The sequence below is a fragment of the Paenibacillus larvae subsp. larvae genome (assembly GCF_002003265.1).
GTDB classification, from domain to species: Bacteria; Bacillota; Bacilli; order Paenibacillales; family NBRC-103111; genus Paenibacillus_H; species Paenibacillus_H larvae.
In genome coordinates, this window is the sequence record NZ_CP019687.1 from 1,594,164 (window position 1) to 1,619,745 (window position 25,582).

The 25,582-nt window shown below is 44.8% G+C and carries 26 protein-coding genes; 1 reads left to right on the forward strand and 25 read right to left on the reverse strand.

The window, feature by feature from the left end:
- Window positions 1-12: 12 nt before the first annotated feature.
- From BXP28_RS08255 to BXP28_RS08350, 20 genes are all read right to left on the reverse strand, one after another.
- Window positions 13-1,128, reverse strand: a complete 1,116-nt coding sequence (locus tag BXP28_RS08255) for a Nif3-like dinuclear metal center hexameric protein (protein WP_024094521.1) — start codon at window positions 1,126-1,128, stop codon at window positions 13-15.
- Window positions 1,104-1,862, reverse strand: coding sequence for a tRNA (adenine(22)-N(1))-methyltransferase (locus BXP28_RS08260; RefSeq protein ID WP_036654796.1), 759 nt, complete (start codon window positions 1,860-1,862; stop codon window positions 1,104-1,106). Before BXP28_RS08260 ends, BXP28_RS08255 begins: the two co-directional genes overlap by 25 nt.
- A 3-nt stretch (window positions 1,863-1,865) precedes the next feature.
- Window positions 1,866-2,696, reverse strand: coding sequence for a hypothetical protein (locus tag BXP28_RS08265; RefSeq protein ID WP_023483692.1), 831 nt, complete (start codon window positions 2,694-2,696; stop codon window positions 1,866-1,868).
- Between the two features lie 143 nt (window positions 2,697-2,839).
- Complete coding sequence (gene rpoD, locus BXP28_RS08270; protein WP_036654798.1) at window positions 2,840-3,967, reverse strand: RNA polymerase sigma factor RpoD; 1,128 nt, start codon at window positions 3,965-3,967, stop codon at window positions 2,840-2,842.
- A 46-nt stretch (window positions 3,968-4,013) separates the two neighbouring features.
- The gene (gene dnaG, locus BXP28_RS08275) at window positions 4,014-5,840 is read right to left on the reverse strand and encodes a DNA primase (RefSeq protein WP_023483690.1); all 1,827 of its coding nucleotides are present in this window, start codon (window positions 5,838-5,840) and stop codon (window positions 4,014-4,016) included.
- Between the two features lie 42 nt (window positions 5,841-5,882).
- Window positions 5,883-6,356: a YaiI/YqxD family protein gene (locus tag BXP28_RS08280; protein WP_023483689.1), complete on the reverse strand. Its 474-nt coding sequence runs from the start codon at window positions 6,354-6,356 to the stop codon at window positions 5,883-5,885.
- An 81-nt stretch (window positions 6,357-6,437) separates the two neighbouring features.
- Complete coding sequence (locus BXP28_RS08285; RefSeq protein WP_023483688.1) at window positions 6,438-7,265, reverse strand: pyruvate, water dikinase regulatory protein; 828 nt, start codon at window positions 7,263-7,265, stop codon at window positions 6,438-6,440.
- Between the two features lie 225 nt (window positions 7,266-7,490).
- On the reverse strand, window positions 7,491-8,243 hold the full coding sequence (gene recO / locus BXP28_RS08290) for a DNA repair protein RecO (protein ID WP_023483687.1): 753 nt from the start codon (window positions 8,241-8,243) through the stop codon (window positions 7,491-7,493).
- Window positions 8,244-8,284: 41 nt separating this feature from the next.
- A complete protein-coding gene (locus BXP28_RS08295) occupies window positions 8,285-8,437 on the reverse strand; it encodes a YqzL family protein (protein WP_104932500.1) in 153 nt (50 codons plus the stop codon).
- 104 nt (window positions 8,438-8,541) lie between these two features.
- Complete coding sequence (era, locus tag BXP28_RS08300; RefSeq protein WP_023483686.1) at window positions 8,542-9,444, reverse strand: GTPase Era; 903 nt, start codon at window positions 9,442-9,444, stop codon at window positions 8,542-8,544.
- 87 nt (window positions 9,445-9,531) lie between these two features.
- Window positions 9,532-9,942, reverse strand: a complete 411-nt coding sequence (locus BXP28_RS08305; RefSeq protein WP_023483685.1) for a cytidine deaminase — start codon at window positions 9,940-9,942, stop codon at window positions 9,532-9,534.
- 16 nt (window positions 9,943-9,958) lie between these two features.
- On the reverse strand, window positions 9,959-10,675 hold the full coding sequence (locus tag BXP28_RS08310) for a diacylglycerol kinase family protein (RefSeq protein ID WP_023483684.1): 717 nt from the start codon (window positions 10,673-10,675) through the stop codon (window positions 9,959-9,961).
- Window positions 10,672-11,184 (reverse strand): rRNA maturation RNase YbeY, encoded by a 513-nt coding sequence (ybeY, locus tag BXP28_RS08315; RefSeq protein WP_023483683.1) that lies wholly within the window; start codon window positions 11,182-11,184, stop codon window positions 10,672-10,674. The genes BXP28_RS08310 and ybeY overlap by 4 nt, the downstream gene beginning before the upstream one ends.
- A gap of 91 nt (window positions 11,185-11,275) precedes the next feature.
- Complete coding sequence (locus BXP28_RS08320) at window positions 11,276-13,516, reverse strand: HD family phosphohydrolase (protein WP_036656868.1); 2,241 nt, start codon at window positions 13,514-13,516, stop codon at window positions 11,276-11,278.
- Between the two features lie 38 nt (window positions 13,517-13,554).
- Window positions 13,555-14,526 carry a PhoH family protein gene (locus BXP28_RS08325; protein ID WP_036654800.1) on the reverse strand — a complete coding sequence of 324 codons (972 nt, stop codon included), beginning with the start codon at window positions 14,524-14,526 and terminating at the stop codon, window positions 13,555-13,557.
- 18 nt (window positions 14,527-14,544) lie between these two features.
- The gene (yqfD, locus tag BXP28_RS08330) at window positions 14,545-15,723 is read right to left on the reverse strand and encodes a sporulation protein YqfD (RefSeq protein WP_023483680.1); all 1,179 of its coding nucleotides are present in this window, start codon (window positions 15,721-15,723) and stop codon (window positions 14,545-14,547) included.
- 23 nt (window positions 15,724-15,746) lie between these two features.
- A complete protein-coding gene (yqfC, locus tag BXP28_RS08335) occupies window positions 15,747-16,028 on the reverse strand; it encodes a sporulation protein YqfC (protein ID WP_024094531.1) in 282 nt (93 codons plus the stop codon).
- A 193-nt stretch (window positions 16,029-16,221) separates the two neighbouring features.
- On the reverse strand, window positions 16,222-16,662 hold the full coding sequence (locus tag BXP28_RS08340; RefSeq protein ID WP_023483678.1) for a GatB/YqeY domain-containing protein: 441 nt from the start codon (window positions 16,660-16,662) through the stop codon (window positions 16,222-16,224).
- Window positions 16,663-16,676: 14 nt separating this feature from the next.
- Window positions 16,677-16,850, reverse strand: a complete 174-nt coding sequence (gene rpsU, locus BXP28_RS08345; protein ID WP_024094532.1) for a 30S ribosomal protein S21 — start codon at window positions 16,848-16,850, stop codon at window positions 16,677-16,679.
- Window positions 16,851-17,004: 154 nt separating this feature from the next.
- Entirely contained in the window at window positions 17,005-17,340 is a 336-nt protein-coding gene (locus BXP28_RS08350; protein ID WP_077585241.1) for a histidine triad nucleotide-binding protein, read from the reverse strand.
- A gap of 473 nt (window positions 17,341-17,813) precedes the next feature.
- On the opposite strand from BXP28_RS08350, the gene BXP28_RS08355 reads away from it, so the two are divergent.
- Entirely contained in the window at window positions 17,814-19,673 is a 1,860-nt protein-coding gene (locus BXP28_RS08355; protein ID WP_235430634.1) for an FAD-dependent oxidoreductase, read from the forward strand.
- Between the two features lie 87 nt (window positions 19,674-19,760).
- Here BXP28_RS08355 and BXP28_RS08360 read toward each other — a convergent pair whose 3' ends face one another.
- The 5 genes from BXP28_RS08360 to pflA all read right to left on the reverse strand — a co-directional run bounded on the left by BXP28_RS08360 (window position 19,761) and on the right by pflA (window position 25,424).
- On the reverse strand, window positions 19,761-21,182 hold the full coding sequence (locus tag BXP28_RS08360; protein WP_036654803.1) for a sensor histidine kinase: 1,422 nt from the start codon (window positions 21,180-21,182) through the stop codon (window positions 19,761-19,763).
- Entirely contained in the window at window positions 21,169-21,879 is a 711-nt protein-coding gene (locus tag BXP28_RS08365; RefSeq protein ID WP_036654806.1) for a response regulator transcription factor, read from the reverse strand. Before BXP28_RS08365 ends, BXP28_RS08360 begins: the two co-directional genes overlap by 14 nt.
- A gap of 28 nt (window positions 21,880-21,907) precedes the next feature.
- Window positions 21,908-23,278, reverse strand: coding sequence for a hypothetical protein (locus BXP28_RS08370; RefSeq protein ID WP_036654808.1), 1,371 nt, complete (start codon window positions 23,276-23,278; stop codon window positions 21,908-21,910).
- 195 nt (window positions 23,279-23,473) lie between these two features.
- Complete coding sequence (locus BXP28_RS08375) at window positions 23,474-24,433, reverse strand: polysaccharide deacetylase family protein (RefSeq protein ID WP_051427886.1); 960 nt, start codon at window positions 24,431-24,433, stop codon at window positions 23,474-23,476.
- A 247-nt stretch (window positions 24,434-24,680) separates the two neighbouring features.
- A complete protein-coding gene (gene pflA, locus BXP28_RS08380) occupies window positions 24,681-25,424 on the reverse strand; it encodes a pyruvate formate-lyase-activating protein (protein ID WP_036656873.1) in 744 nt (247 codons plus the stop codon).
- Window positions 25,425-25,582: the final 158 nt, after the last annotated feature.

Below are 25,582 nucleotides of genomic sequence, written 5' to 3' on the forward strand. Positions count from 1 at the left end.
GATTGCCGCTTCTTAAATAAATTGGAAAGGCTCTGTGTGAACTTCTGAAGCCGTAACGATAGTCTTATATTTGTTTGCTGCCATAATATCCGTTAAATATTTCGCTACAGGCTTCTTCATAATTTTCTCGACATTATGCCCGACATCAATCAAACATATTCCTGCCGCCTTGGCATCAATAGCGGTGTGATAATCAATGTCCCCTGTAATCAGAACGTCTGCACCAGCAAAACTCGCATGACGGACATACCTGCCGCCTGATCCGCCCAGTACAGCCGCTTTATATACTGTCTGGTTCAAATCTCCCACAACCCGGACGGCCGGAACCCCAAATGCAGCTTTAGTTTTCTCCGCAAGTTCCGCCAAAGTCACCTTCCCAGGCAGTTTGCCTGTTCGGCCAAGTCCAAACGTTCTTCCCTTAAGATCCATCGGGTATAAATCATAAGCCACTTCCTCGTAAGGATGGGCCTTCAACATAGCTTGAACAACTTTGCGCTGGATGGAAACCGGTACAACCGTTTCGATTCTTATTTCATCCGTCTCTTCCATTTTCCCCTGCTTTCCAATGAATGGATCAGCACCATCCTGGGGAAGAAACGTTCCGGTTCCCGGTATATTAAAACTGCAATGACTATATGCCCCTATCCATCCGGCACCGGCATGAAGAATAGCATCTCTGACCTGCTTATGATGGGAAACGGGAACAAATACAACCAGCTTTTTTAAATTATCTGTATGCACTTCCTCTAAATGTGTCGTATCCGTTAGACCAAGCGCATCCGCCATCATGTCGTTGATCCCGCCTTCGGCAACGTCCAGGTTTGTATGGGCAATATAAATGGCGATATCGTGTTTGATACACTTTTCATATATTCGTCCCGCAGGAGTATCGGTTTGCAGATGAGAAAGCGGTCTGAAAATAATGGCGTGGTGGGCGATAATAAGGTCTGCCTTGTTTCGGATTGCTTCATCAACTACTTCCTCCGTAACATCCAAGGCCACCAGAATATGTTTGATTTCCTTATTCAAAGTGCCCAGCTGCAGGCCGATTTTATCGTCAGGAACGGCAAAATGCTTGGGAGCAAATTGTTCAAATTTTTGAATTACAGTCTGTCCTTTTGCAAACATGCAAGTACCTCCTTGAGCTTGGCAATTTTTTTAACCATAGCTTGCTGTTTTTGTCTGGCTGCTTCGAGGTCTGATTGATTCACTTGTCCTGCGATTTTTTCCAGTTTGCTGATTTCCTTAGTCCATTTCTCAAACCAGACCGGAGAAGGATTCTCCACAAAATAAGGACCGAGGCAGAGAAGTTCCGGCTTGTTTAATACCAGGTCCGCCTTTAATCTCCTGCTCTTATATAAATTTTCCGGATGATCCCAAGCTTGAGGATGCCGGGCCGTTAATATTTCATATATTTTTCCATCCTCTTTGAGAATAGTTTCCTCTGCAAGGAACCAGCCTTCCGCATCGAGCCAGGCCCTCACCTTGTCTTCCGCAACGTTTGGCTGAAGAACTAGGGTTGAGACATTCAACAATTTCTCTTTTCCTGCATCCAGAATAGAGACAATCAAGCTGCCCCCCATGCCGGCTATTGTCACGGTATCGACTTCTCCAGGTGAAAGGACCTCAAGACCATCACCAAGCCGAACTTCAATCTGTGAAGATAATCCTGCTTCCTTTACTTGATTCTCAGCCGCCTCACGTGGACCTTGGTTCACTTCTCCAGCAACAGCAAAAGGCGTGATGCCTTGCTTAACCAGATAAGCAGGCAGCAAGGCATGATCGGAGCCTATGTCCGCCAGCTTGCTGCCAACAGGCACACGGTCTGCAATCATACGCAAACGATTCGATAATTTCACCATAATTTAAGCAATCCATTCTATCCATTTTTTTCTATACCCATAAAGTATTATAGTTGCCAAAACCATTTTAATCAGGAATATCATTGTTATTCCCAGTCTCCAATCTTCCGTTCCACCGGCTGCAGCTGTATACAGTTCAGGAATAAAAAACAAGGTTATACCGGCCCACCAAAAGGATCGTGCCCCAATTCTGTTCACACTATGAATGATCCACCCCAGCCAAATGAAAATAAGACTTGCCGGAATCCACGCCATTTCAAAAATACCAGCAGATATGCCCGGCTTCAGCCAAAGAAGAAACCGCCCATATATAATAGAAAAACCGATCCAGGCAGCATATTGAAACCAGATCCAGTGAAAAAACCATCCCACAAGCAGGACGAATACACAGCAGCCCAGCAGGTAAATTAGGTTAAACAAAAAAACGTCGCCTTCCATAAAGGAAAACAGGTAAGGGCCGAAGAGGACAAGTGTCAAGGTTGCCAGTAAGCAAAGCAGCCTAGCTGCCGAATCAGATCTCTTTCTTATGTAGATACCTGTTCCATACAAGCATACAATAAAAAATAAGGAAATACCAATTTGCAATGAAATGCCAAAAGGGTTAAAATTAAGAAGAATTGAACCGAACAGGCTTATGAGAAAGAAGGCTGCTGTCCAATAGAAGAACCGGCTGCAAGCCCAATTGTTTATAGAAAGTCCGAGCCATTTTTTATCCTGTACAGAATCTTCTTTATACAGATTCATCAGAAATCGGCAATATTTGTCCGGCAGCAAATTGCTTTTTTCCCAGTGCTCGATCTCTTCAGTTATCCATTGTCTTTTTTGTTCGTTCATCCGCTTCACCTTCCCATTATCTGTATCGGTTTATAACCGGGTTTTTATTAGAAAGTTTCGGTTTATCGGGTCATTTTGGGGAAGTCTCTGATAGTCAGAATCAACAAAAAAGAGCCCCGCTTTCCAGCGAGGCGGCAGGGCTTCTATTCGAGAAAATCTTTCAGCCTTTTGCTTCGGCTAGGGTGTCTTAGTTTCCGGAGGGCTTTGGCTTCAATCTGACGAATCCGCTCACGGGTTACTCCGAATACTTTTCCTACTTCTTCCAGAGTACGGGTCCGGCCATCATCCAGTCCAAACCGGAGACGAAGAACATTCTCTTCCCGCTCTGTCAGGGTGTCCAGCACGTCTTCCAGTTGTTCCTTCAATAGTTCATAGGCAGCTGCATCTGCTGGAGCCAGGGCTTCCTGATCTTCGATAAAATCTCCTAAATGAGAGTCGTCTTCTTCCCCAATAGGCGTTTCCAAAGAAACAGGTTCCTGGGCTATTTTCATGATTTCACGTACTTTGTCCGTACTAAGTTCCATTTCCTTAGCAATTTCTTCCGGAGTCGGTTCGCGTCCCAGTTCCTGGAGAAGCTGTCTGGATACACGAATCAATTTGTTGATCGTTTCCACCATATGAACCGGTATCCGGATCGTTCTGGCTTGGTCCGCAATGGCACGGGTGATAGCCTGACGGATCCACCATGTGGCATAGGTGCTAAATTTGTATCCTTTGGTATGATCGAACTTCTCTACCGCTTTAATAAGCCCCATGTTACCTTCCTGAATGAGATCAAGGAATAGCATGCCGCGTCCGACATAACGTTTAGCGATACTTACAACGAGGCGCAGGTTAGCTTCGGTAAGACGGCGTTTGGCCTCCTCATCCCCTTGCTCAATCCGTTTGGCAAGTTCTACCTCATCTTCTGCGGACAATAAAGGAACACGGCCGATTTCCTTCAGATACATTCTAACCGGATCATTGATTTTGATACCCGGAGGCAGTGTCAGATCATCCTCAAAGTTGAAATCTTCATCCTCATTATCTGTATTGCCGGGACGAATGTTATCTTCATCATCGTCATTTTCATTGCCGACGTCAATTCCCATTTCAGACAAGTGTTCAAAAAAATCATCAATCTGCTCTGCATCCTGATCATATGGAGCAAGGCGGTCCATAATCTCTTTATACGTCAGCGAGGAGCGTTTCTTTCCCAATTCAATCAATTGATCTTTAACTTGCTCTAGCGTCAACTCTGTCTCTAGTTCTGTATGTTGATCGTTCGCCATAATCCAACTCCCTCCTCCCTAGACTTTCGCAGGGCTTTCCTTCCACTTACTTCAGCTGTTTCTCTAGGGCTATTATTTCACTCAATATTTGTGCAGCCCTGAGCGGATCACCACTTAGTTCCGCTTGCCGCATCTCTTCCTTCTTTTGTTTAATTTCCTGCTGCCTGGGGTATTTTTTTATTTCCCTGATATAATCATCTATGACTTTATCATTCAAACCATGTTTCGCCCCTATTAGAGCTATAGAGCTGGCCAGATTCTCAAGGTTAGTATCTTCAAGCATAGCCATATACCGTCCCAAGTTCGGCTCAGCGTATTGTGAATAATAGGCATATAAATACGCGGCTAATACGGCATGATCCTCTACGTTAAATTCGTCTCCGACCTGTTCCTGTACATATCGGCAAACTTCCGGGTCATGCATCATGATAGCCAGCAGCTGCCTTTCGGCATTATGATAAGCCGGGAATAATGAAGGGCTCTTTTGTACCCGGTTCCCATTATTCCTAACATTATTCCACAGAAACTCTTTATTATCCCTTAAACTCTGCTTTTTTTCAAGATCAAACCGAATTGCCGCCACATCCTGCTTAAGACTTTCCAGGGATGTATCAAAATCAGAGGATAATTGCTTAAGATAATGTTCCCGGTCTATAGGCGAATGAAGTGCGGCGATCATCTTGGTCGCAGTTTTGAGGTAGCGTAGTTTGTCAAATTCATTGTGCAGTTTGAAGTTTTTGCGAATAAAAAGCAGCTTGTATTTCATGGCTGGTACAGCCTGTTCCACAATTTGCCTTACAAAGCGTTCAGGTCCGTAAGCAGTAATATACTCATCCGGGTCTTTGCCTTCCGGAATCATAGCCACTTTCACAGCACAGCCGCTCTTCTCAAGAATAGGTATGGACTTATACGCAGCATTTTGACCCGCGGGATCTCCATCATAGCAAACAATTACGCGGTCGGCATTCCGCTTGAGAATTTCGGATTGTTCCGGAGTTAAGGCCGTACCCATTGTGGCAACAGCATTGGTTATTCCTGCTTCCCACGCTTTAATCACATCCATATAACCCTCAAGAAGCACTATCTCTCCGCTTTTTCTGGCCTCAGCCCTAGCATGATGAAGATTGTAAATACTCCGGCTTTTATTGAACAAGATCGATTCGGGACTGTTCATATATTTAGGTTTGACATCTCCAAGCGCTCTTCCTGCAAAAGCGATGATTTTCCCATGAAAATCATGCAGCGGGAACATAATACGGTCGCGAAAACGGTCTATATACCCGTTTTTATCCGATTTAATCGAAATTAAACCACCCTTTTCCATTAAGGAAAGAGAAAACTGATTGCGTTCTAATTGACGGACAAGTGTGTCCATTCTGGCCGGGGCATACCCGATCTGAAATCTATCAATCAGCTTATCGGCAATACCGCGTGACCTGAGATAGTCCAGTGCCTGTTTCCCCTGTTCGGTGTTTTTCAAAATATATTGGTATACTTTTGCGGCATGATCATGAGCTTTTATGACTTCAGTCCGTTCCTGCTGCTGTTTGGTTTGAACAGGGTCTGCCGTTTCCCATGTAATGGGAATACCCGCTTCCTCTGCCAAATGGTTGACGGCTTCCGCAAAAGAATAACCTTCTATTTCCCGAAGAAACTTAATGATGCCCCCGCCGGCACCGCAGCCAAAGCAATGATAAATTTGCCGTTCAGGCGTTACGGTAAAAGACGGCGTATTTTCGGAGTGAAACGGACACAATCCTTTCAGATAATGTCCCTGCTTGGTTAAGTGAACATATTTGCCTACAACATCCGCTATGTCATGATGCTTAAGGACAGCTTCTATCACTTCTTCCGGAATACGTCCTACTCTCATCCTATTCACCTTCATTTCCAATAGGACACGTAATACTATTCGCTAACGGACGACATTCTCCTGCAAAGAAAGCAAAAGTTTTGTCAAACTTTGTAGAAAATGCCTTCTGTCCTCATCTGAAAAGGGTTTAGGGCCTTTCGTATGCTTCCCTCCACGCCTTAATTTCCCTTGTTCATGACGCCGTTCCAGTAAAAAATCAATGGAGCCATCCTTGTAAGGCTTCCCCCGGTTTGAGAGGGCATATACGCCTTTAGCCAGCCCCAGAGCGGCCAATCCATAATCCTGGGTTACTAATATGTCTCCGTTCTTCATATGATTGGCTATATATAAATCGGCAGACTGAGAAGAGCGGTCCACCTGTACAACCTGTATCCGTTCATTCTGTGGAAGTTCAATTCTGTGGTCAAAAGAAGCTACCATCAGAACCGGTACATCAAACCGTTTGGCTGCCAGAATAATTTCCTGTTTAACCGGACATGCATCGGCATCAACGACAATAGTACATGAAACATTCATCAGACCGGCCCTCCGATTTTCTCGTACTCCACTTCCGTAATATTATATACGATGAAGAAGAAAAAAATCCTGCTGTTTTCATTAAAAAGGAATATTCCGTTTATGGATATGCTCCAAGATTAGGCTTGCCGTTTCTTCCACGGCCCTGTTTGATACATCAATCACTTTACAGCCTATTTTTTGCAGCAAGTCATGAGCATAATCCAGCTCCTTTTTTATGCGTTCCTCATTGGCATAAGTTGCATTTGCAGCAAGGCCAAGGGTACGAAGTCTTTCTTTACGGATTGCGTTAAGCTTAACCGGATCAATAAGCAGACCGATTACCTTTTCTTTAGGCACAGAAAATATTTCTGTAGGAGGCTGCATTTCAGGAACAATCGGCACATTGGCACATTTGTATCCTTTATGGGCCAAATACATGGATAACGGGGTTTTAGATGTCCGGGAAACACCAACAAGCACAATATCAGCCTGGCAGATTCCACTAAAATCCCGACCGTCATCATATTTAACCGCAAATTCAACGGCCTCTACTTTCTTAAAATACTGTTCGTCCAATCGGTGAGTCATTCCAATTTTACGGTTCGGTTCCTGACCAACCACCTTGCTGATGGTATCAACTATCGGTCCGAGGAGATCAATATGAATCACTTGATGCTGTGAAGCACATTCCGTTAAGTATTGTTTCAGTTCAGGAACCACAATTGTATATACAATAATAGTATTGGATTTACTTGCTTCCTGAACAATCCGGTCAATGCTGCTTCGGTCATGTACAAACGATATCCGCAGCATGCGGATTCGAAGAGGATAAAACTGCATGGTAGCTGCCCGGGCAACAGATTCTGCGGTTTCGCCAACTGAATCTGATATCACTAATACGGTAGCAGCAGCTTCTGAAGAACTCATACCTAAGCGTTCCTTTCATTATGTAATTACATCTTAACCAGTCAGACTCAAGGTAAACGGCAGGGCTTGTTTCGGGCGAAACAGATTTAACACCCTCGCAAACATAAAAACATCCCGCCTCCCATGCCACGATAAGACACAGGGACGAGATAGCTACCTTCGATTCTACCTTATTCCTTGCTAATTATTTTCCTTGAGTTATTTTACTTGTGAAGGAGAGGTTTGTCAATTCTTTTTGAAATCGTATTTGTCCAACTGATCAAGTACTTTTCTTGCTTTCCACTGGACGCCCACGTGGGTGTCCATATAAGCTCTCATGCATGTTTTAAGCTGCTGCCTGGTTTCTTCTTTTACCGTAACATTTCCGAGCCTGCGAATATCCATCCCGGTAAAAAGCCGAAGCAGTTTTCGTGTATTTTCTGAAATACGGATCTTCTGTGGATCCTTATGTGTACATCCCGGACAAAGTATGCCTCCCATCAGCGAACTGAACATCATGTCCCCATCAACAGATCCGCAGGAGACACAAACATCCATAACAGGAGAATAGCCTGCCGAAGCAAGCATGGCCATTTCAAAAATATGCACTACGATTTGCGGGTCCTTGCCTTCTTCCATGGTTTTAAGCGCGGATTTGAGCTGCTCGAACAAATATATGTTCGCCTCCCCTTCCGGAAGCATCTTGTCCACCATTTCCACCAGGTAAGAGGCATAGGCGGATAAATAGATATCTTCCCGCAATCGATGATAAGGCTCGATTATATCAGCATGATTCAATGTGCCCATGCCGCTTTGTTTAAAGAAGACAAACTCCCCGTATATCAGCAATTGGGTTACGGCACTTAACCGGCTTTTAACTTTTTTGGCTCCTCTGGCCATAAGCCCTACTTTTCCGGCTTGTGTAAGGACAGTAATGATCTTATTTCCTTCCCCGTAATCTACGGTTCGCAAAATAATTCCTTCGATTCGATACAGCATGACCGTCTTCCTTTCCTCTCCCGTGCGGCCGGCCTTATCCCTTACATGAACGATTCTAATGCTTGCTCGTCGTTTCTCTCCTCAGATGCTTCCCGGGGAGATTCCGCTTCCTGACTGCCTGCAATTTCTTTGAAGAGCAGATACGCATCTACATCCCCCGATAGCCAAAAATAATTCCATGAAAAGCTTCTCAATTGTTGATCATCCTCTCCAAACAGTAATGACTAACTGATGATATGGATTAGGATGTACCAGACCCGGAAGAATATGCGTTGAAATAACTGGTAGAGAAGCTATATTAATCGTTTCGAAAACCTAAATCACGGAGCACTCTCTCTTGATTGCGCCAATCTTTCTTTACTTTAACCCAAAGTTCCAGAAAAGTCTTAGTCCCAAGCAGGGCCTCGATGTCATGGCGTGCCTGCTGTCCGATCTGCTTGAGCAAGGCTCCTTGTTTCCCAATTATAATACCTTTTTGGGAGTCTCTTTCCACAAAAATAACGGCAGAAATTCGGACTACACCGTTTTCTTCGACACGTATGTCTTCAATAGTAACAGCAATGGAATGAGGAATTTCCTCTCTCGTCAAGTGCAGAATTTTCTCCCTGATTAATTCTGCGACAACGAATTGTTCCGGATGATCAGTTACCTGATCGGCAGGATAATATTGAGGCCCCTCCTCCAGATACTTTGTTATTTGTTCCAGCATGGTAGTTACATTGTTGCCCTGAAGAGCTGAAACCGGAACAATTTCGGTAAACGGGTACAGCTCTTTATAAGTCGAGATCACCGGGAGCAGATCTTCCGGATGTACCTTGTCAATCTTATTGAGAACAAGAATCACAGGGGTCTGGACTGATTTTAATTGTTCTATAATGAAACGGTCCCCGCCCCCAATGCCTTCGGCCACATCAACCAGAAACAAAATGGCGTCAACTTCTGCCAGTGTACTATGGGCCACCTTCATCATGTAATCACCCAGTTTGGATTGAGGCTTATGTATTCCGGGTGTGTCCAAAAATACAATCTGGGCATGTTCAGTAGTATAGACACCGTGTATTTTGTTCCGCGTTGTCTGGGGCTTGTCCGACATAATAGCTATTTTTTGGCCAATCACTTGATTCATGAGCGTGGATTTGCCCACATTCGGCCGGCCGATCAAGGCGACAAATCCAGATTTAAATCCTTTTTTGTTGGTCATATTTTCCTCCTAAAGTTTTTGCTAAAGCAAAAACACTTCGTAAGCGTTGGCTTTAAGTTTTTACTAAAGCAAAAACAAATTGCGGGCTTAATCTTCCGGTTGTACATCTTTGGGTGAAAAAGCTCCGGGAAGCAAATCCTTTACAGTACATTCTGTAAAGTTACCTTTTAAATTCCCCATGTATACGGGCATATCCGGACCGCAAAGCTCAACTAGGACCTGGCGGCATACTCCACAAGGTGAAATTGGTCCTTCTGTATCCCCAATCACGGCAATAGCCTGAAAAGAACCCGGCTCGTATCCGTCCGCAATAGCCCGAAAGGCGGCTGTCCGCTCCGCGCAGTTGGTCGGGCCAAAAGCCGCATTTTCCACGTTACAGCCAAGATGAACCCGTCCGTCCTTCGCTAGAAGAGCCGCTCCTACCTTAAAATGAGAATAGGGTGTATAAGCTTTTTCTCTAACTTCTTTTGCCAGTTCCATTAATTGTTTGACGTCCATGAATATCTCATCCTTCCTATAACATAATCGTTAGCCAATACCCTCCCAGGGGAACAATTAATCCGGCCAGTATGCCGAACAAACAAGTCTTCCAGGCAAGGGTCCGTCTCAGCCAGGGAATAGAACACTGAATAATTGCAGTAATAATAAGGGCCATTCCTGTCCATGGCCACGAAACCGTGTACAAACCAAGCACGACAGATAGGGATACTCCAATTCCGCAAAATCCGTGGGGACGAGGCAATTCCATGCTGCGCCCCTGTTTCGAAACGGCAAAAGCATCCCACATACAAAGAATTAGCCAAGACAGCAAAACGAGACCGCCGGCTTCCCCCAAATCCAGTTTTTGACAAGAGGTGAATCCTGTTTCGATTCGTTCCCATATAGCCTTTCCCAAAACTGCCGTTCCTGTTAACATGGCCAATATGGATACTGCCAGAACTGCACCCGCTGCAGTATCCTTTGCCACTTTTGTAAGCGGATGATACTCGGGTGTGACTAAATCGATTGTTTTTTCAATGGCAGTATTCACGAGTTCCAAAGCTATAACCAGCAATATGCTCATATAAATCAGTATCCACTTCATATTACTTAACCGCAAAAGAAGCGATACTAGTATAACCAGAAAAGCGGCTGTAAAGTGGAATTTCATATTGCGCTGGGTTAACAGAGCATAAAGGATTCCTTCGTAGGCATAACCGAATCCCCGGATCCACCGCTTTACCGTATTCACCGCAGAAGTCCTGCCTGTGATAAAATAAGTTCTTGCTTAGCAAACATTTTCTTCTCCTCATCCTCAGTTTGATGATCGTAACCGACCAGATGAAGGAAGCCGTGAACAAATAGAAAACCCAATTCCCGTTCGAAGGAATGACCATACTCTTCTGCTTGTTCTATCGTCTTGGGGATAGAGATAATAATATCGCCAAGCGGCTCTACTATTTTATCTTCAAGTACCGCTTCTATCCCGTCCTCATCCAGCTCACCATAACTGATTATCAACTCGTCCTCGCCCATTTCCTGCATGGCAAAGGAGAGCACATCTGTCGGCCGGTCAATTCCGCGATACTGGCGGTTTAACTCATGAATCATATCATTATTCACAAACGTCAGTGTAACTTCCCCATCTTCGATTCCTTCTTCCTTGCCGGCCAGGGCAAGAAGCTGTTCGAGACGATCTATCCATTCCTGCTTCATGTCCAGTACTTCTTGCTCGTTCGTCCAGTCCAATCGCAATGGCATTCAATTCCCCTCCTTTCCCGTTTTTTAGTCTTAGGTCATGCTTCACGGGCACGATAGACCTATCCTCTTCCAGATAGGTCTATCCTTTACACTAAGCTTTCGCCTCTCCTGCATCAGATGATTGAGGCTTATCATCGCTCGGATATTCAATCCTTGAATGAAAGATGCCGAGTAGGGTTTCATTTAAAGTTTTTGCAATGGTATCAAGCTCTTTAAGCGTTAAATCACATTCGTTAAATTGTCCGTCATCCAGACGGGACTTGATAATCTTGCGCACCATGGAGTCAATTTGTTCAATAGTAGGGTTGCGCAGCGAACGGACAGCCGCTTCCACACAGTCGGCGACTCCTACAACCGCAGCCTCTTTAGACTGGGCTTTAGGCCCTTCGTAACGAAAATCTTCTTCCTTGATTTCCAAGCCCTCTTCTTCTGCCTGTTTCCGAGCTTTGTGGTAAAAATAAGCTAGCAGTGTTGTCCCATGATGCTGTTCGGCAATATCCCTTATGGCTTTCGGGATATTATATTCTTTCAGCATCTCCACACCATCTCTTGGATGTGCGGTAATAATAGTTTTGCTTAAGGCCGGATCAATCTTGTCATGCGGATTCTCCATATTGTTTTGATTCTCGATAAAATAGCTCGGCCGCTTGGTCTTTCCAATATCATGATAATAAGAACCGACCCGGCAAAGCAACCCGTCAGCCCCAATTGATTCAGCAGCAGCTTCAGCAAGATTGCCTACCATGATGCTGTGATGGTACGTACCCGGCGTTTCAGTTAGAAGCTTACGCAGAAGCGGATGGTTCGGGTTCGAAAGTTCCACCAGCTTAAGAGGCGATAAAATGCCGAAAGCACCCTCCAAAAACGGCAGGAGACCGATCACAAAAACAGCGGATAAAATGCCTCCTGAAACCCCAAAAGACAAGGAAAACATTAAATCTTTCCGAGTAAGATGGTCTTCCATGGCCAATACTGAGAAGATCATTAGACAGGAAAGCAATGAAGTCAGGATTCCGGCTCTCAAAATAGTTCCGCGATGGCTGGCTTTGTGGATGGCAAACACGGCCGTAAAACCGACAACAAGCGCAACTATGCCGTATCGGTAATCCATCAGTTGTAAACGTTCCGCATTAAATATAATGCTCATTAATATACTGAAAATGACCGTGCTGAACATGGCGAGCGAATAATTTACCAGAATAGCAATGAGCATGCTTCCCACCGCTACAGGAGTAAGGAAGCCGATATAAGGATATTCCAGATTTTGCCCCAGCGCAATGACTTTCATTCCAATCAAATTGAGCGTGTAAATAATGACCAGCATAAGCAGTGGAGAATTGTTCGATTTCAATGTTAAATTTCCCTGCCGAATATACAAATACAACATGCTGGAGAGAAAGGCGACAAAGACAGCCAGACCGAAATGAGGCCAATAGTTAGCTTTTTCGCTAAGCATATCAAGATTTTTCAGACGTTGGTAGATCTCTTCGGAAACAACCTCTCCTTCACTCACCAAAACGTCATCTTTTTTGATATAGACCGGCTCCACTTTTTCGCGGGCCTGAGCCTTCGCTTCGTCCGTCGCTTTCTGGTCAAAAAATTTGTTCGGTGTTATTACTGCACGTGCAAATTCCGCAACTAGTTCCCTCTGTGTGTTCTTCGTCAGTTCGGAACTGTTAACAAGCTCCGCCACTTTGGCCCGGGCACTCTGGGCCTCTGTCACCTGGTCACTCATAAGCCTGCTGACAATATCCCGGGTAATAGGCAGCATAGAGGAAATATCCTCCTTGCTTAAACGCGGTATTTTATAGTAGACATCTTCGGGTATGCGATATTGCTGATCATTCACTTTAGCGGTCATTTCCTGAATCAGTTCGTCATTGTCCTTATCACGGACACCCTTAATAGTAGATTCCTGCATATTGGTTATGATCTGCGGGATTACACTGCGGTACATACTTACCTTTTCATCAAAATTAACTTCATTGTCCGCATTGATTTGCAGGATTTTATCATATATCGCATCTACGACGGTATCATTTTTCAAATTGACATATTTATAGACAGGCCCCTGTTTCTTTGCAGCCTCTTCTTTAGCCTTTTCCGTCTCAACCGCATTTTCAATTTGTCTGGGCGCATAGATGGTTTTCTCGCTGACCTGTCCAAGCCTGATATTATAGGTTTGCGGAACCATTTTAGAAAACAAGGCCAAGTACATCAGCAAAGACAAAATAAAATACAGCAAGAAGCGTACGCCTTTGCTTGTCTTCCAACCTGCATTCGCGGAAAAAATTGATTTTGCGGTCCGGGTATGGCTTTCTTCCTTCTTCATCAGACGGTCATCCTCTCTAGCATGGTCGTCCACAGTAATCAACCGTGTCTTTCCTGATTTTCCTGATAAGCGACGATAATTTTCTGAACTAAAGAATGACGCACAACGTCCTGGTCGGCAAAATAAGTGAATCCGATTTCCTCAATGTCTCTCAGAATGCGTTCCGACTCAACAAGTCCGGATGTTTTGCCCCGAGGCAAGTCAATCTGCGTAATATCTCCTGTAATCACCATCTTAGAACCGAATCCAAGACGGGTCAAAAACATTTTCATCTGTTCAGGCGTCGTATTTTGCGCCTCGTCCAGAATAATAAACGAATCGTCTAATGTGCGTCCCCGCATGTAGGCGAGGGGGGCAATCTCAATCAGCCCACGTTCAAGAGATTTGGCCACTTGTTCAGGTCCCAGTACATCATTAAGAGCATCATACAATGGCCGTAAATAGGGGTCAACTTTTTCCTGGAGATCCCCGGGCAGAAAACCCAGACTCTCCCCTGCCTCGACAGCCGGCCGGGTGAGCACAATTCTCTTGATCCGGCCCTCTTTAAGGGCGGTGACGGCCAGCACAACAGCCAAGTAGGTTTTCCCTGTCCCTGCCGGACCAATGCCGAATACAATATCTTTATTCTTAATCGATTCCACATACTGCTTCTGGCCAATCGTTTTGATCCGGATGGGCTTTCCTTTTGCGGTATAGGCAATCTCCCCCTTAAACAGGTCGAGAAGCTGGTCCGCTTTCATCTGTCTGGCCAACTCGACTGCGTAATGTACATCACGTTCTGTCAACATGTACTGATTTCGCACCAACTCCAGCAGCACTTCAAACAAATGTTCTGCAATCCGAACATTCTTTGTATCACCGCTGATAGTCAATTCGGCGTCCCTCGTAAAAATATGTGCATGAGTTTCCCGTTCAATTAAATGTATAAATTTGTCCTGGGGACCGAATAAGGCAAGTGCTTCCCCAGCATTGTTCAAACTGATTTTGCTAGTCTGTGCGTGATCTACCAACAGGCCTCAATCTCCTTGTTATCCAATAGGTTGTTCTTCCATCATATACTGTTCTACTTCAAAATGTACTTTCATATAAACTTTACCACTCTCTGTTTTCTCATGCAAAATTTTTTCACTGACAATCCGGGCATCCTTTCCTGCTCCGGTTAACAATTTGGTTCTTGCCTGTTCCAATCCGGTCTTTTTGGCGTCTTCCAATTTAACTGGTTCTTCAACCAGTTTCGTCTCCATGACTTTTTCATTCAGCCAGCCAAAAGGAAGCTTCCAGTTTTTAATGGTTAACACGGAAAAGCGGGGGACGGTTTCAGATTGTTTAAACGGATTTTTTCCATACCCTGTTAACTGGAGGCCCCGGTTCCCTATTACCAGGTAATCTTTATCTTTACTTTCTCCCGTATATATTTGATAGGTTCTGGTAAGTGGCGACTCAATATCCGATTCGTACCATACAAGACCCTTGACGGTACCTTCAGCTGTTACCTGGGCCTGATTGGCTTCATCCCCTATAAGACCGGAAATTAAAATACTTCCCTTCTTTACATACGAACCGGGACGTACTTGAGGCTTCCCTTTTTTAGCTAATATTTCGGTTATTACAGCATTTTTTCCTGCAATAATATGTTTGGGAGTTTGGTCTTTCTTTTTTTCAGGGAGCTTGGCCTCCACAACTTTGATCGTTAGCCTTGTCCCATGCAGTTCCACCCCGATCCAGGAAACCCCCGGAAGAGAAGATTGCAGTTTGGAAGCCAGTTCATTGGAATCTCCCAGTTTAAATTTCCATTGAAAGCGGTGAACCCCCTGCTTCGCGGCCGCGGACAAAATTTGTTCTTTAGGTATTTTCTCATTCCCCTCAACAGTAACGGACCAGACAAGCGATGAGAGCAGATATAAGCCCGCTATAAAACTCAGCAGCCCCACGGCGAACCATTTCCTCTGGAGCATGACACGAGTGGCGAACGGAAGGCCGAATCTTTCTTTCACATGAAGTTTACAGCCTGTCCGCTTTAAAAGGGGACGAAGCCGAAAAAAATCACGAACTAAAATAAACAGCGTAAGAATATGTTCTCCATTGAATTGAATATCCCATATACTCATCTTGGCCGCCATGGCTTCATTTAAAAACGCCTCAATCCTTTTCCCCCGAATCTCTATGCTCACATATCCCTGCAGCCAGGAAATCATCTTCGCCTGCATACTGCTTCCTCCTTGCCCCGATACTAGGACGTTCGATATTTGATATCTTCTATAGTACCTTCTATGAATACTTCATCCGGTAAAATAGCGCGTATGACAAGATTTTGTCCCAGAACTTCCACAGTGCCGGTTGTCAGCTCCAGCTTTAGGCAGTCGCTTGAAAAATGCAGTACCCCCCGGTGATTTTCCACATAAAGCTGGATATTCCCGATCATGGTGATACGGGGAATGTCATGGACAACATCTTGAGGGAGATCGAGAAGTTTAGCAGTAAATTCGTTGATTTTGCGGGTTATGCGGCTCATGCTTTTCGCGATCCCTCCTCTTCCTCTTCAGCTTATATGACGTGGCAGCTCTTCCGAACAGACGTTAATACAAACATATGCGCCGGAGGGGGTAAATATGAAAGCAGCAATAGATTAGAAGGGGGCGGCAGAGGTGAACAGGAAAAAGCCGTGAAAGGCAGATTGCCCTTCACGGCTTAGCTGTTTAGTAAGGTTATAGAGATTGCTGAACCAGCTGGTTAACCAGCTTCCCGTCAGCACGTCCCTTCACTTTCGGCATCAATGCACCCATGACTTTACCCATGTCCGCTTTCGAGGTAGCACCAACTTCTTGGATAGTCTGTTGTACAATAACTTTTATTTCTTCCTCGGATAATTGCTGCGGCATGTACTCCATCAGAATCGCAATTTCTGCCTCCAGTTTTTGTACCAGGTCGTCCCGGCCGGCTTGTTTAAATTCTTGGAGGGAATCTTTGCGTTGTTTGATCTCACGACTAAGAACGTCAAGTACTTCATTGTCATCTAAGGTTTTATGCTGATCGATCTCGAGGTTCTTGATCGAAGCTTTGACCATACGGATTACGGAGAGTTTAAACTTGTCCTGACTCTTCATCGCTTGTTTCATATCTTCGTTCAAACGTTCGCTTAAGCTCATGACTTGCCTGCCTCCTAGAACTTTCTCTTCCGAGCTGCCTCTGACTTCTTCTTGCGCTTTACGCTAGGCTTCTCATAGTGTTTGCGTTTTTTAATTTCTGCTAGTACCCCATCTTTCGCGATGGAACGCTTAAAGCGACGAAGTGCAGCATCTATAGTTTCATTCTTGCGAACTCGAGTTTCTGACACCAGTTTTCCCTCCCTCCGAACAGACCGTCCAAACAAAGCGGTTCATCAAACTTCATTATATGTTAAATTAAAACCCAGTGTCAACCTGACTCCCTTTGCAAACAAAGCTTATATTTCCCTTCCGGAATGTTAAGACAAGGAACGCATCAACGGGCTAAGAGCGTTGACATTTTCGTTCCCCCAGCAGGTGGTAGTGGATGTGGAATACTTCCTGACCGCCGTCTTTTCCACAGTTGTTTATAAGCCGGTATCCGTTGTCTGCAATCCCGACTTCCCGGGCAATTTGCTGAGCAGCTTTATGCATGGCTCCAATTAAACCCCAATCTCCTTCTTCTACCTCGTTCATGGAAGCAATATGTTTTTTGGGAATGACCAGAATATGTACAGGTGCTGCCGGCCGAATATCATGAAAGGCAATCACCTGCTTATCTTCATACACTTTTTTGGACGGAATATCACCGCTAACAATCTTGCAAAAAATACAATCCATCATTAAATACCCCTTTCCTTTGTTTATCATTCTTTGGCCATTTTGCATAATTCCGTTGAAAAGGCACAGTCTCCTTAAGGATTATAAACTTGCTGTTATTCTTATCATATCGGATATTCTGGGAAAATAAAATAAGAAAGCCTAAAAGAGAATTCTTTATCCTAAATGGAATCCCTCTCACAGACTCCTATACTTTATCCGTTTGCTAATACTCTTCCGCCTCTTTTAGAGAGACACGGCGTCTTTCCATCGGCTGCTTTTTCTTTCTCGCGTCCGACGCCACAATCTGCTCATCCGGTACATTTTTCTGGTCTCTTTCCATCTGAATAATAAAAATGGTTATTTATTTGTAGACTATTAGTCTAAATTAGAATATACTAAAAATGGAAACCAATTAAAGGAGGTAATTAAACGTCCTGATGAGAGCCTCCACGCGACGAAAACGAAATGAATTGATGGAGTCCGCTTTGCGGATGTTTTTAAAAGATGGGTATGAAAACGTTTCCGTTGATGACATTATTGCCGCTACGGGTACTTCGAAAGGGACGTTTTATCATTACTTCAGCAGTAAAGAAGAAATCATCGGAGAAATCACCCGGGCCGAAATCTCCCTCATCCAGGTATGGAGAGAGGAAGACAGAAATCATGAGGTCTCTTTGCAAGGGCATATCAACCGGGTTTTCGTAACCATCGCCCTGTATCTGGAACCCAGGAAAAACCTGGTAAGAAGTTTGGTAGCTTTGGGTTTGCAGGAAGGAATTATCCGGGATTTGGAACTTAAGAAGAGACGACATCTCATCAGCAGTATAAGTGAAAAACTCGGAAACCGGGAACAGGCGGAAACGCTGGCGGACAGTTTTGCAGGAACTGTCCTGGAATGGTGCAGGGGTCCGGACCAGCCGCTTTTGCCTAGGGTAAAGAGACAGCTTGCTTATACGTGGCCCGGGCTATGCACTGAGGATGTTTGGTCAACTTTTCAACTTGAACCCGTTTCTAAGGAGGAAGCAAACATGAAGGTAGCGATTATTGGCGGCGGACTTGCAGGACTTACGGCTGCTGCCTATTTATCCGAACATAAAGGGATTGAAGGTGTTTTATTTGAACGGAGCCCTCAGCTCGGGGGTCGCGCATTCACTTATGAAAAAGCCGGATTTACGTTGAACTATGGAGCTCATGCCATTTATGGCATCGATCGCCATACTATTACCCCTCTGGAGAAAGAACTGAATCTGGCCATTCCGTCCAAGCAGGTGGATAAGCGCAAGGTCATGTATGCCAAACATGGACAGCTTACTCCCGCCCCCTTGGATTTTATAAATATCATGAAAACGGATTTGCTGAAAACGATGCAAAAAGTCAAATTCGTCGGAGAGGTTGCCGCCATTATCGCGCACATCCATCAATTGAAAAACTATGCGACTCTGGGCGATTATCTGGCTGAGTCAGAAGCTGATGAGGACGTAAAAGAACTGTGGGAACACCTCGTATGCTCCAATTTCTTTATCACCCCGGAAGAAGCCCGTAAGGTACCCGGGGCCGTGATTAGCGAATATTATCATAACCTTTTCCTGTCTTCCAAACCGGTAAACTATATTTTGGGGAGTTGGGCTATTATTACTAACCAGCTTCAGGAAAAAATCACTCAATCCGGCAGATGGAACATCCGTCTTAAGGAAGGTATCGATGAAATCCGCTACGAGCAAAGACAATATATATTAAAAACGAAAAAAGGGGAACAAACTTTCGATAAAATTGTGTTTGCCATGCCTGTCCAACAGGTTGTCAAACTGCTTAAAGGAACCGCCTGGGAACCATTTCTGGCCCCCTATGAAACCAATACGGCTACTGAAGTTATGGTGTATGATCTCGGTTTCAAACACGTCGTAAATCGTCCGTTCCACTATATAAGCGACATGGACAATAAAATGTTTATTACGGATGTGTCTGCTACGGACCATACGCTGGTTCCGGAAGGAGGACAACTGCTTCAAGGGATTGCTTACCTTAACGATCACTTTGACAGCGAGGAAGAACGAAAGGCATACCTGGAGCGGAAAACCCGCCAGATGGAACATCTCTTCGATACGTACTACCCCGGCTGGCGGGAAGCCACGGAAGTCAAAAGGGTATCCAAAAAGGCGATGGTCACCAGTGTAAAGAATATTGATAGCAATGAACTTCTTCCAAATCGGATTGAAAACGTGCCATTTTATTTCTGTGGAGACGGCTGCTCCGGGAAAGGCGAGCTTGCAGAGCGTGCCTTCTCCAGCGCCCGTCAGGTGGCAAAATTCATTCTGAACGAAGTGAAGGAGCTTCATGCCGTTCATGTCTGAAAAAACGTTTATTACATTTTGCTGAATAAAGAACAACATCACAAAAAAGCACGGACCGGAGGTCACCGTGCTTTTTTGTTGTCCAAGTTATTCAGGCGAAACTAGAGGGAACCGGATAGTTATGGTTGTCCCCTCCCCAAATACACTCTCTATTGTCATTTTACCGCCCTGCAGTTCGGTGAGCTCTTTGCAGATGGATAATCCAAGACCGTTCCCCTGCCGGGATGTTCCTTTAAAGAACTTCTCCGTAACATGCTTCAGAATCTCGGGAGGTATCCCTTCTCCCGTATCCTGTACGGTTATCAAAGCCTCTTTTCCTTCCTGTTTGAGGCTAACCGTTATCACTCCGCCCTGTGGTGTAAACTTCATGGCATTATCAATGGAGTTGATAAGGATCTGCTTAATCCGGTTTCCGTCACCCATGATATGGATTGGCTCCTCTTCCGCCTGCACTTCAAGACGGATTTGTTTGCGAGCACAACTGGCCCCAAATTGGGCGCCTATCTCTTTTACCAGAGGGTTCAGTTTCAGCTTGATCATCGATATTTTCAAGTTGCCGGATTGCAGCTTGGAGAAATCCAGCAAATCCTCAACAAGCCCGATTAACCTGTCTGTTTCCTTGGAAATGATATTGATTCCAAGCCGGGTTTCTTCGGGATCCTGAAATTCCCCTGAAACGAGTGTTTCCGACCAGCCTTTAATGGAGGTCAAAGGGGTTCGGAGTTCATGGGAAATCGAAGAAATAAATTCATTTTTCAGCTTATCGTTCTTCTGAATCTCATCAGCCATAAAGTTCAGTGTATCTGCAAGGTGCCCGACTTCATCCTCATGATGCTTCTCAGCCTTCGTATCAAAATTCCCAAGGGCCATTTCTTTAGCTGCATGAGTCACCTCCTGAAGAGGCCTGACTATACGCTTAGCCAGCAAATAACTGACCGCTAAGGATACAAAAACAACCAGAACCACAATGAAAATGGCAACGATGGTAATGTTACGTACCGTTTTGTCAATATTGTCCACTGAAGTAGAGTAGCGGATAACACCGACGATTTTGTCACCCTCTTTAAGCGGATTGGACAAAGACAAAATGCGCTCCCCGGTTTCCGGATTTTTGCCGATCGAGCTTTCTGCTTCTCCTTTCAGGGCTTTTTTCACATCAGGGGAATCTATGATTTTACTTGAAATAAGCCCGTAAGAATCCAGAATCAACTTACCTGATGTATCCAGAAATTCAATCTTGGTGAAATCATCACGGGAAATGAATTCCAGCAGGGAATGCACCTTGTCCTGCAAAGTGGATTTGGACAAATTGGATTTGGACAAATTGGATTTGGACAAATACTTATTATAGTAGGAAACTGCCATGTTAGACCGCTCACTTAAAATTTGCGTGACAGAACCGTAGTAATACTGGGTTATCGTCAATATAAAAAACCCTCCGAGCGTCATCACCACAAAGAGGATGGTAATCATAAAATACCAGAGAATCCTGCTTTTAATGGAGTTCAAGCGCCTTATCCCTCTTCCATAAATATCCATTTCCCCATACAGTTTCAATATAAACCGGTTTGGACGGGTTCTTTTCGATCTTTTGCCGGATACGGCGGATATTTACATCAACGATTTTAAAATCTCCTATAAAATGACGGCCCCATACTTCATCCAGAATTTCATCCCGGCTAATGCTTTTGTTCGGATTCTCCAGGAACATCCTCACAATTGCAAATTCAGTCGGCGTGAGGTCTATTTCCTTACCGTTCTTTGTTAATTTGCGCTCATCGAGGTGAATGATAAACGGTCCTGCCTCCAGGATGTTCTTCTCATCCGCCTCCGCTACGGGCTGAAGCCGCCTGTTCAAGGCATTGATTCTGGCAACCAGTTCAACCGGGCTGAAAGGTTTGGATATATAATCATCCGCCCCAAGTTCAAGTCCCAAAACCTTATCTGTATCCTGGGATTTGGCGGTCAGCATGATTATCCCCATCCTGGGATATTTAACACGCAGTTGCTCACATACATCAAACCCGCCCATTTCTGTAGGGAGCATGACGTCCAAAATAGCAATCTGAATATCTGAATCCTTCTCTATCAGGGCAATGGCCTCCTCCCCGGTTTCCGCTTCCACAACCTCTATGCCTTTTCTTTTCAGATTAATGCGGACAAATCCGCGGATAGCTTCTTCATCTTCCAGTATGAGTACTTTCATGCCGTTTTCCCTCACGATCTCTCTGAATTCATTTGATTTGTCTAAGTTTTATCTTTTCTTGCAAATCTTTCGTGGTTACTTTCAACTTGTTGTATTGCTGCAGAGACTGGCCTTTCAAAGGAGGAGTTTTTTCCGGAACGGAGGCCGTAATAACCATGCCGTTATTTCTTCCAATAATCACATAGCTGATGCCCTTATCCTCCAGCTTCTCCGACTCCTGCTGCCAATCCTCTGTCTTGTAATACCGGAAATTAACCAGTTCAATCCGTTCTTCCATCCCCGGAACGTAATACAAGACGGAGAATCCTTCCGTATCCTTATTCTTCAGCCGGTCCAGCGCAATTTTATCGAGCCATTCATCCGGAAAATCAAAACGGTAGCCAATCTGGGAATCAGAATAATTTTGAAAAACAAGCTTCAAATTTTCTTTTCCTTCCCACTGATACCATTTATTCAGATACTTGTTTGTGGATGCAGTCTTGGCAAAGGGAGAAGGCTCGGGAATCGGAATTTTGATAATCCCGTCTCCGTTCACGTCTTCACTGAATGCCCGATAATCTTTACAGGTGTGCTTGCCCCGGCCCGTCATATCGCTAAATACTGTCTGTATTTTTTTATTTTCCAGATATAATATTTCGGTGTAGTAAAAAGAGTTATTGAACTTATATTCAATAAACATCGTGTTCTTCTTGGGCAGGCCCTGGCCGATTACCGTTTTTTCGATGCTGGTGATGCCTTTTGCCACGATTTTCTTGTCCAGCAGTACAGGAGCTCCCCCCCTGAAACCGTAAACTGCGGCGGTTGCTTCTCCGGAATCAGCATCCGCATTCAGGACTACCAGTTGAGGGGATGAATCTTCCCCCAAATTGCCGATAGCAATACTGTTATAGGAAAGCTTGCTAATTTGATTGAGCTTTTCATTATTGAGAGAGTAAATGTACATTTCCTTGTTCAGCTTTTCACCCCCGCTCCAGCCAACAAACATTTGCTGGGTTCCGTCCCCTTTTACATCTACAAATTTGACGAAATCAATATCCATACCGGCGTCTTGTATTCCGTCAATTTTTGTCCATAAGCCGTCCTTTTGCTTTAATATTAAAATGCCTAGCTGCTGAACGGAATTCTTTTCCAGTTTATAGAAAGCAGCGGCCTCTTTATTGCCGTCGTGATCCATATCCATCTCCATAATCGAACTCTGCTGATCCCCATTCTCAAAGGGAACAACGGTCAACTTGGCCCCAACAGGCAAATAGAATTGTACAGCCTCTTTCAAATCTTTCCGGTCGGAGCTGACAGAAGGAGCCTTCAACAGATCCACCGGCGAGACCATTAGTCCGCATCCCGTTGTCAAGCCGAGAAGGAGAAATAAACTAACTGCAAGTTTTACTCGTTGCCACATAAGATTCTCCTTTTCTATAGACTGTTTCCAAGTTAATATAAACTAAGTTTATCGGATTCTCCTCATAAATAAAAGAAATGGCTTTACCTCCACCGTAGGTAATCATTTCCGGAAAAAGACAATAAAAGATTAAGATCCTGTTTTGAGGAAAAGCCCGCCCTAACCGGCTTGCGGTATAGAGAAGGCTTTTACAGTTTACTCTTTGGCACTGAGCAGTTGGTCTACCGTTACAAGCTCATAACCGTTTTGCTGCAAATAGGTGATCATTTCCGGAAGAGCCGCTATCGTATTAGGAACATATTTGTTTCCAAAACTGTGCATCAGAATAATTCCGCCCGGGACGGTATGGGTTTTCACGTTCTGAATCATATTCTGCGGCGGAGTTCCGGCCCAATCCCGTGTATCGACAGACCAGTTCACAACGCTTTGCCTCCGTTGATTAAGCATCGCTTCCAAAGTCTTGTTGGTGGCTCCATATGGCGGACGGAAGGTTGTAGCCGGTGTTCCTATGGCTGCTGCAATGGCATCGTCGGTTTTTTGAATCTGGCTCAGCATATCAGGCTCCTTCAGCTTGGGCATTTGCGGATGGCTCCAGGAATGATTACCGATTCCGTGACCTTTATCCTTAATCCGTTTGATGACATCAGGGAATTTTTCCGCTTGTGTGCCTACCATATAGAAAGTACCTTTGACATTGTACTGTTTTAAAATATCTAAAATCTTCGGGGTATACTTCCCGTCGGGTCCATCATCAAACGTAAGGGCCACCAGTTTTTGGCTTGTTTTAACCTGGTTTACAACTCCGCTTGCAACCGCAGTTCCCGGTACAGGTGACGGTTCAGGAGTTTGTGTTGATCCCGCGTTTGGTGTTGATGTTGGTGTCACGCTTGGTGTTGGTGCTGCTGCCGCACTTGGTGATGCCGCTAGTGATGGAGAAGGCTCCGGAGCTATTTCCTGATTGTTCTTCCCTGCGGCAGGACTTTGGGTGGGCTCAGCCGAAGGAGTACCCGCAGCTTCTGTAGCGGCCGGCTTCGGGTCAGAAGTCGCCTTGGACTGATTATTCGATGTCATGAAAATGGCCGTTCCGCCCAAATATCCAATAAGTATAAGAAAGACCAATACCACCAGGTAACGAAACTGCATGAATTTTTTCACAGTAATCTCTTCTTTCCATTCTTTTGTCGGAATGAAGTTACGCGCGAGTGAATCTAAGTTTGGTTAACTGACCATTCCTTCTTATTATTTCTACTATTCGACAAGCAAATTTAGATCTCCTTTATACTAATGGACGCCGCACTTTAAGTCGTTACAAAGTGATTACAGGAAAGTGTACCCTGGCCATAACGAAAGCCGCGGAGTCGGTAAGATTCCACGGCTTTTTTATCAAGGCCCAAGATATGTTTTAAACTTGAAGCGTTCCGGTCACGGATTCACGGGCTTCATTAACGATGGCATAGGCCCTTTGAACTTCTTCCTCTGTAGGGGACTCGACTCCTTTTAGCGGATATTCGCGTCCAAGCATTTCCCACTTGTATACTCCCATTTGGTGATAGGGCAGAATTTCAAACTTCTCAATTCCCTTTAATGTGCCCATGAATTCGCCCAGCTTGCGCAGATCTTCTTCTGCATCCGTAACACCGGGGATCAGTACATGACGGATCCACATTTTTTTATCATGATCCGAAAGCCATTTCGCCGTTTTTAAAATACGGTCATTCGGCTGGCTTGTCAACCGGATATGTTTCTCTCGATCTATGATTTTTAAATCAAGCAGAACCAGATCAGTAACATCCATCAGATCCTGCACATTGTCAATTTCACAAAAACCGGAAGAGTCCAGGGTAGTATGAAGTTGAAAACGGGATTTACAGGCTTTGAATAATTCAGCCACAAAATGAGCCTGAAGAGTTGGTTCCCCTCCTGTTACGGTAATTCCGCCATTCGAGCTTCTGTAATAAGGCAAGTAAGATTCAATCTCTGCTAGAATTTCCTCAACCTCCATTACCTTGCCGCCCCCGGTATCCCAAGTATCGGCATTGTGACAAAATTGGCACTGCAGTGCACAACCCTGTAAAAAAAGCACAAATCGGATACCCGGCCCGTCAACGGTACCGAACGTTTCAATTGAATGAATTCTACCTTTCATGCTGTTCACGCCCTTTCTGCGGCAGCCTGCCAACCTCACATAGCATGCCAGCTCGGACAGCCTTTTGATTCTGTTCCAAACATGACTGAAGCCCGCTGCCCTTGCCTGGCAGCGGGCAGCAGGGCTTCAGCTGTTTGTCATGCTGCTATATTTGCCTG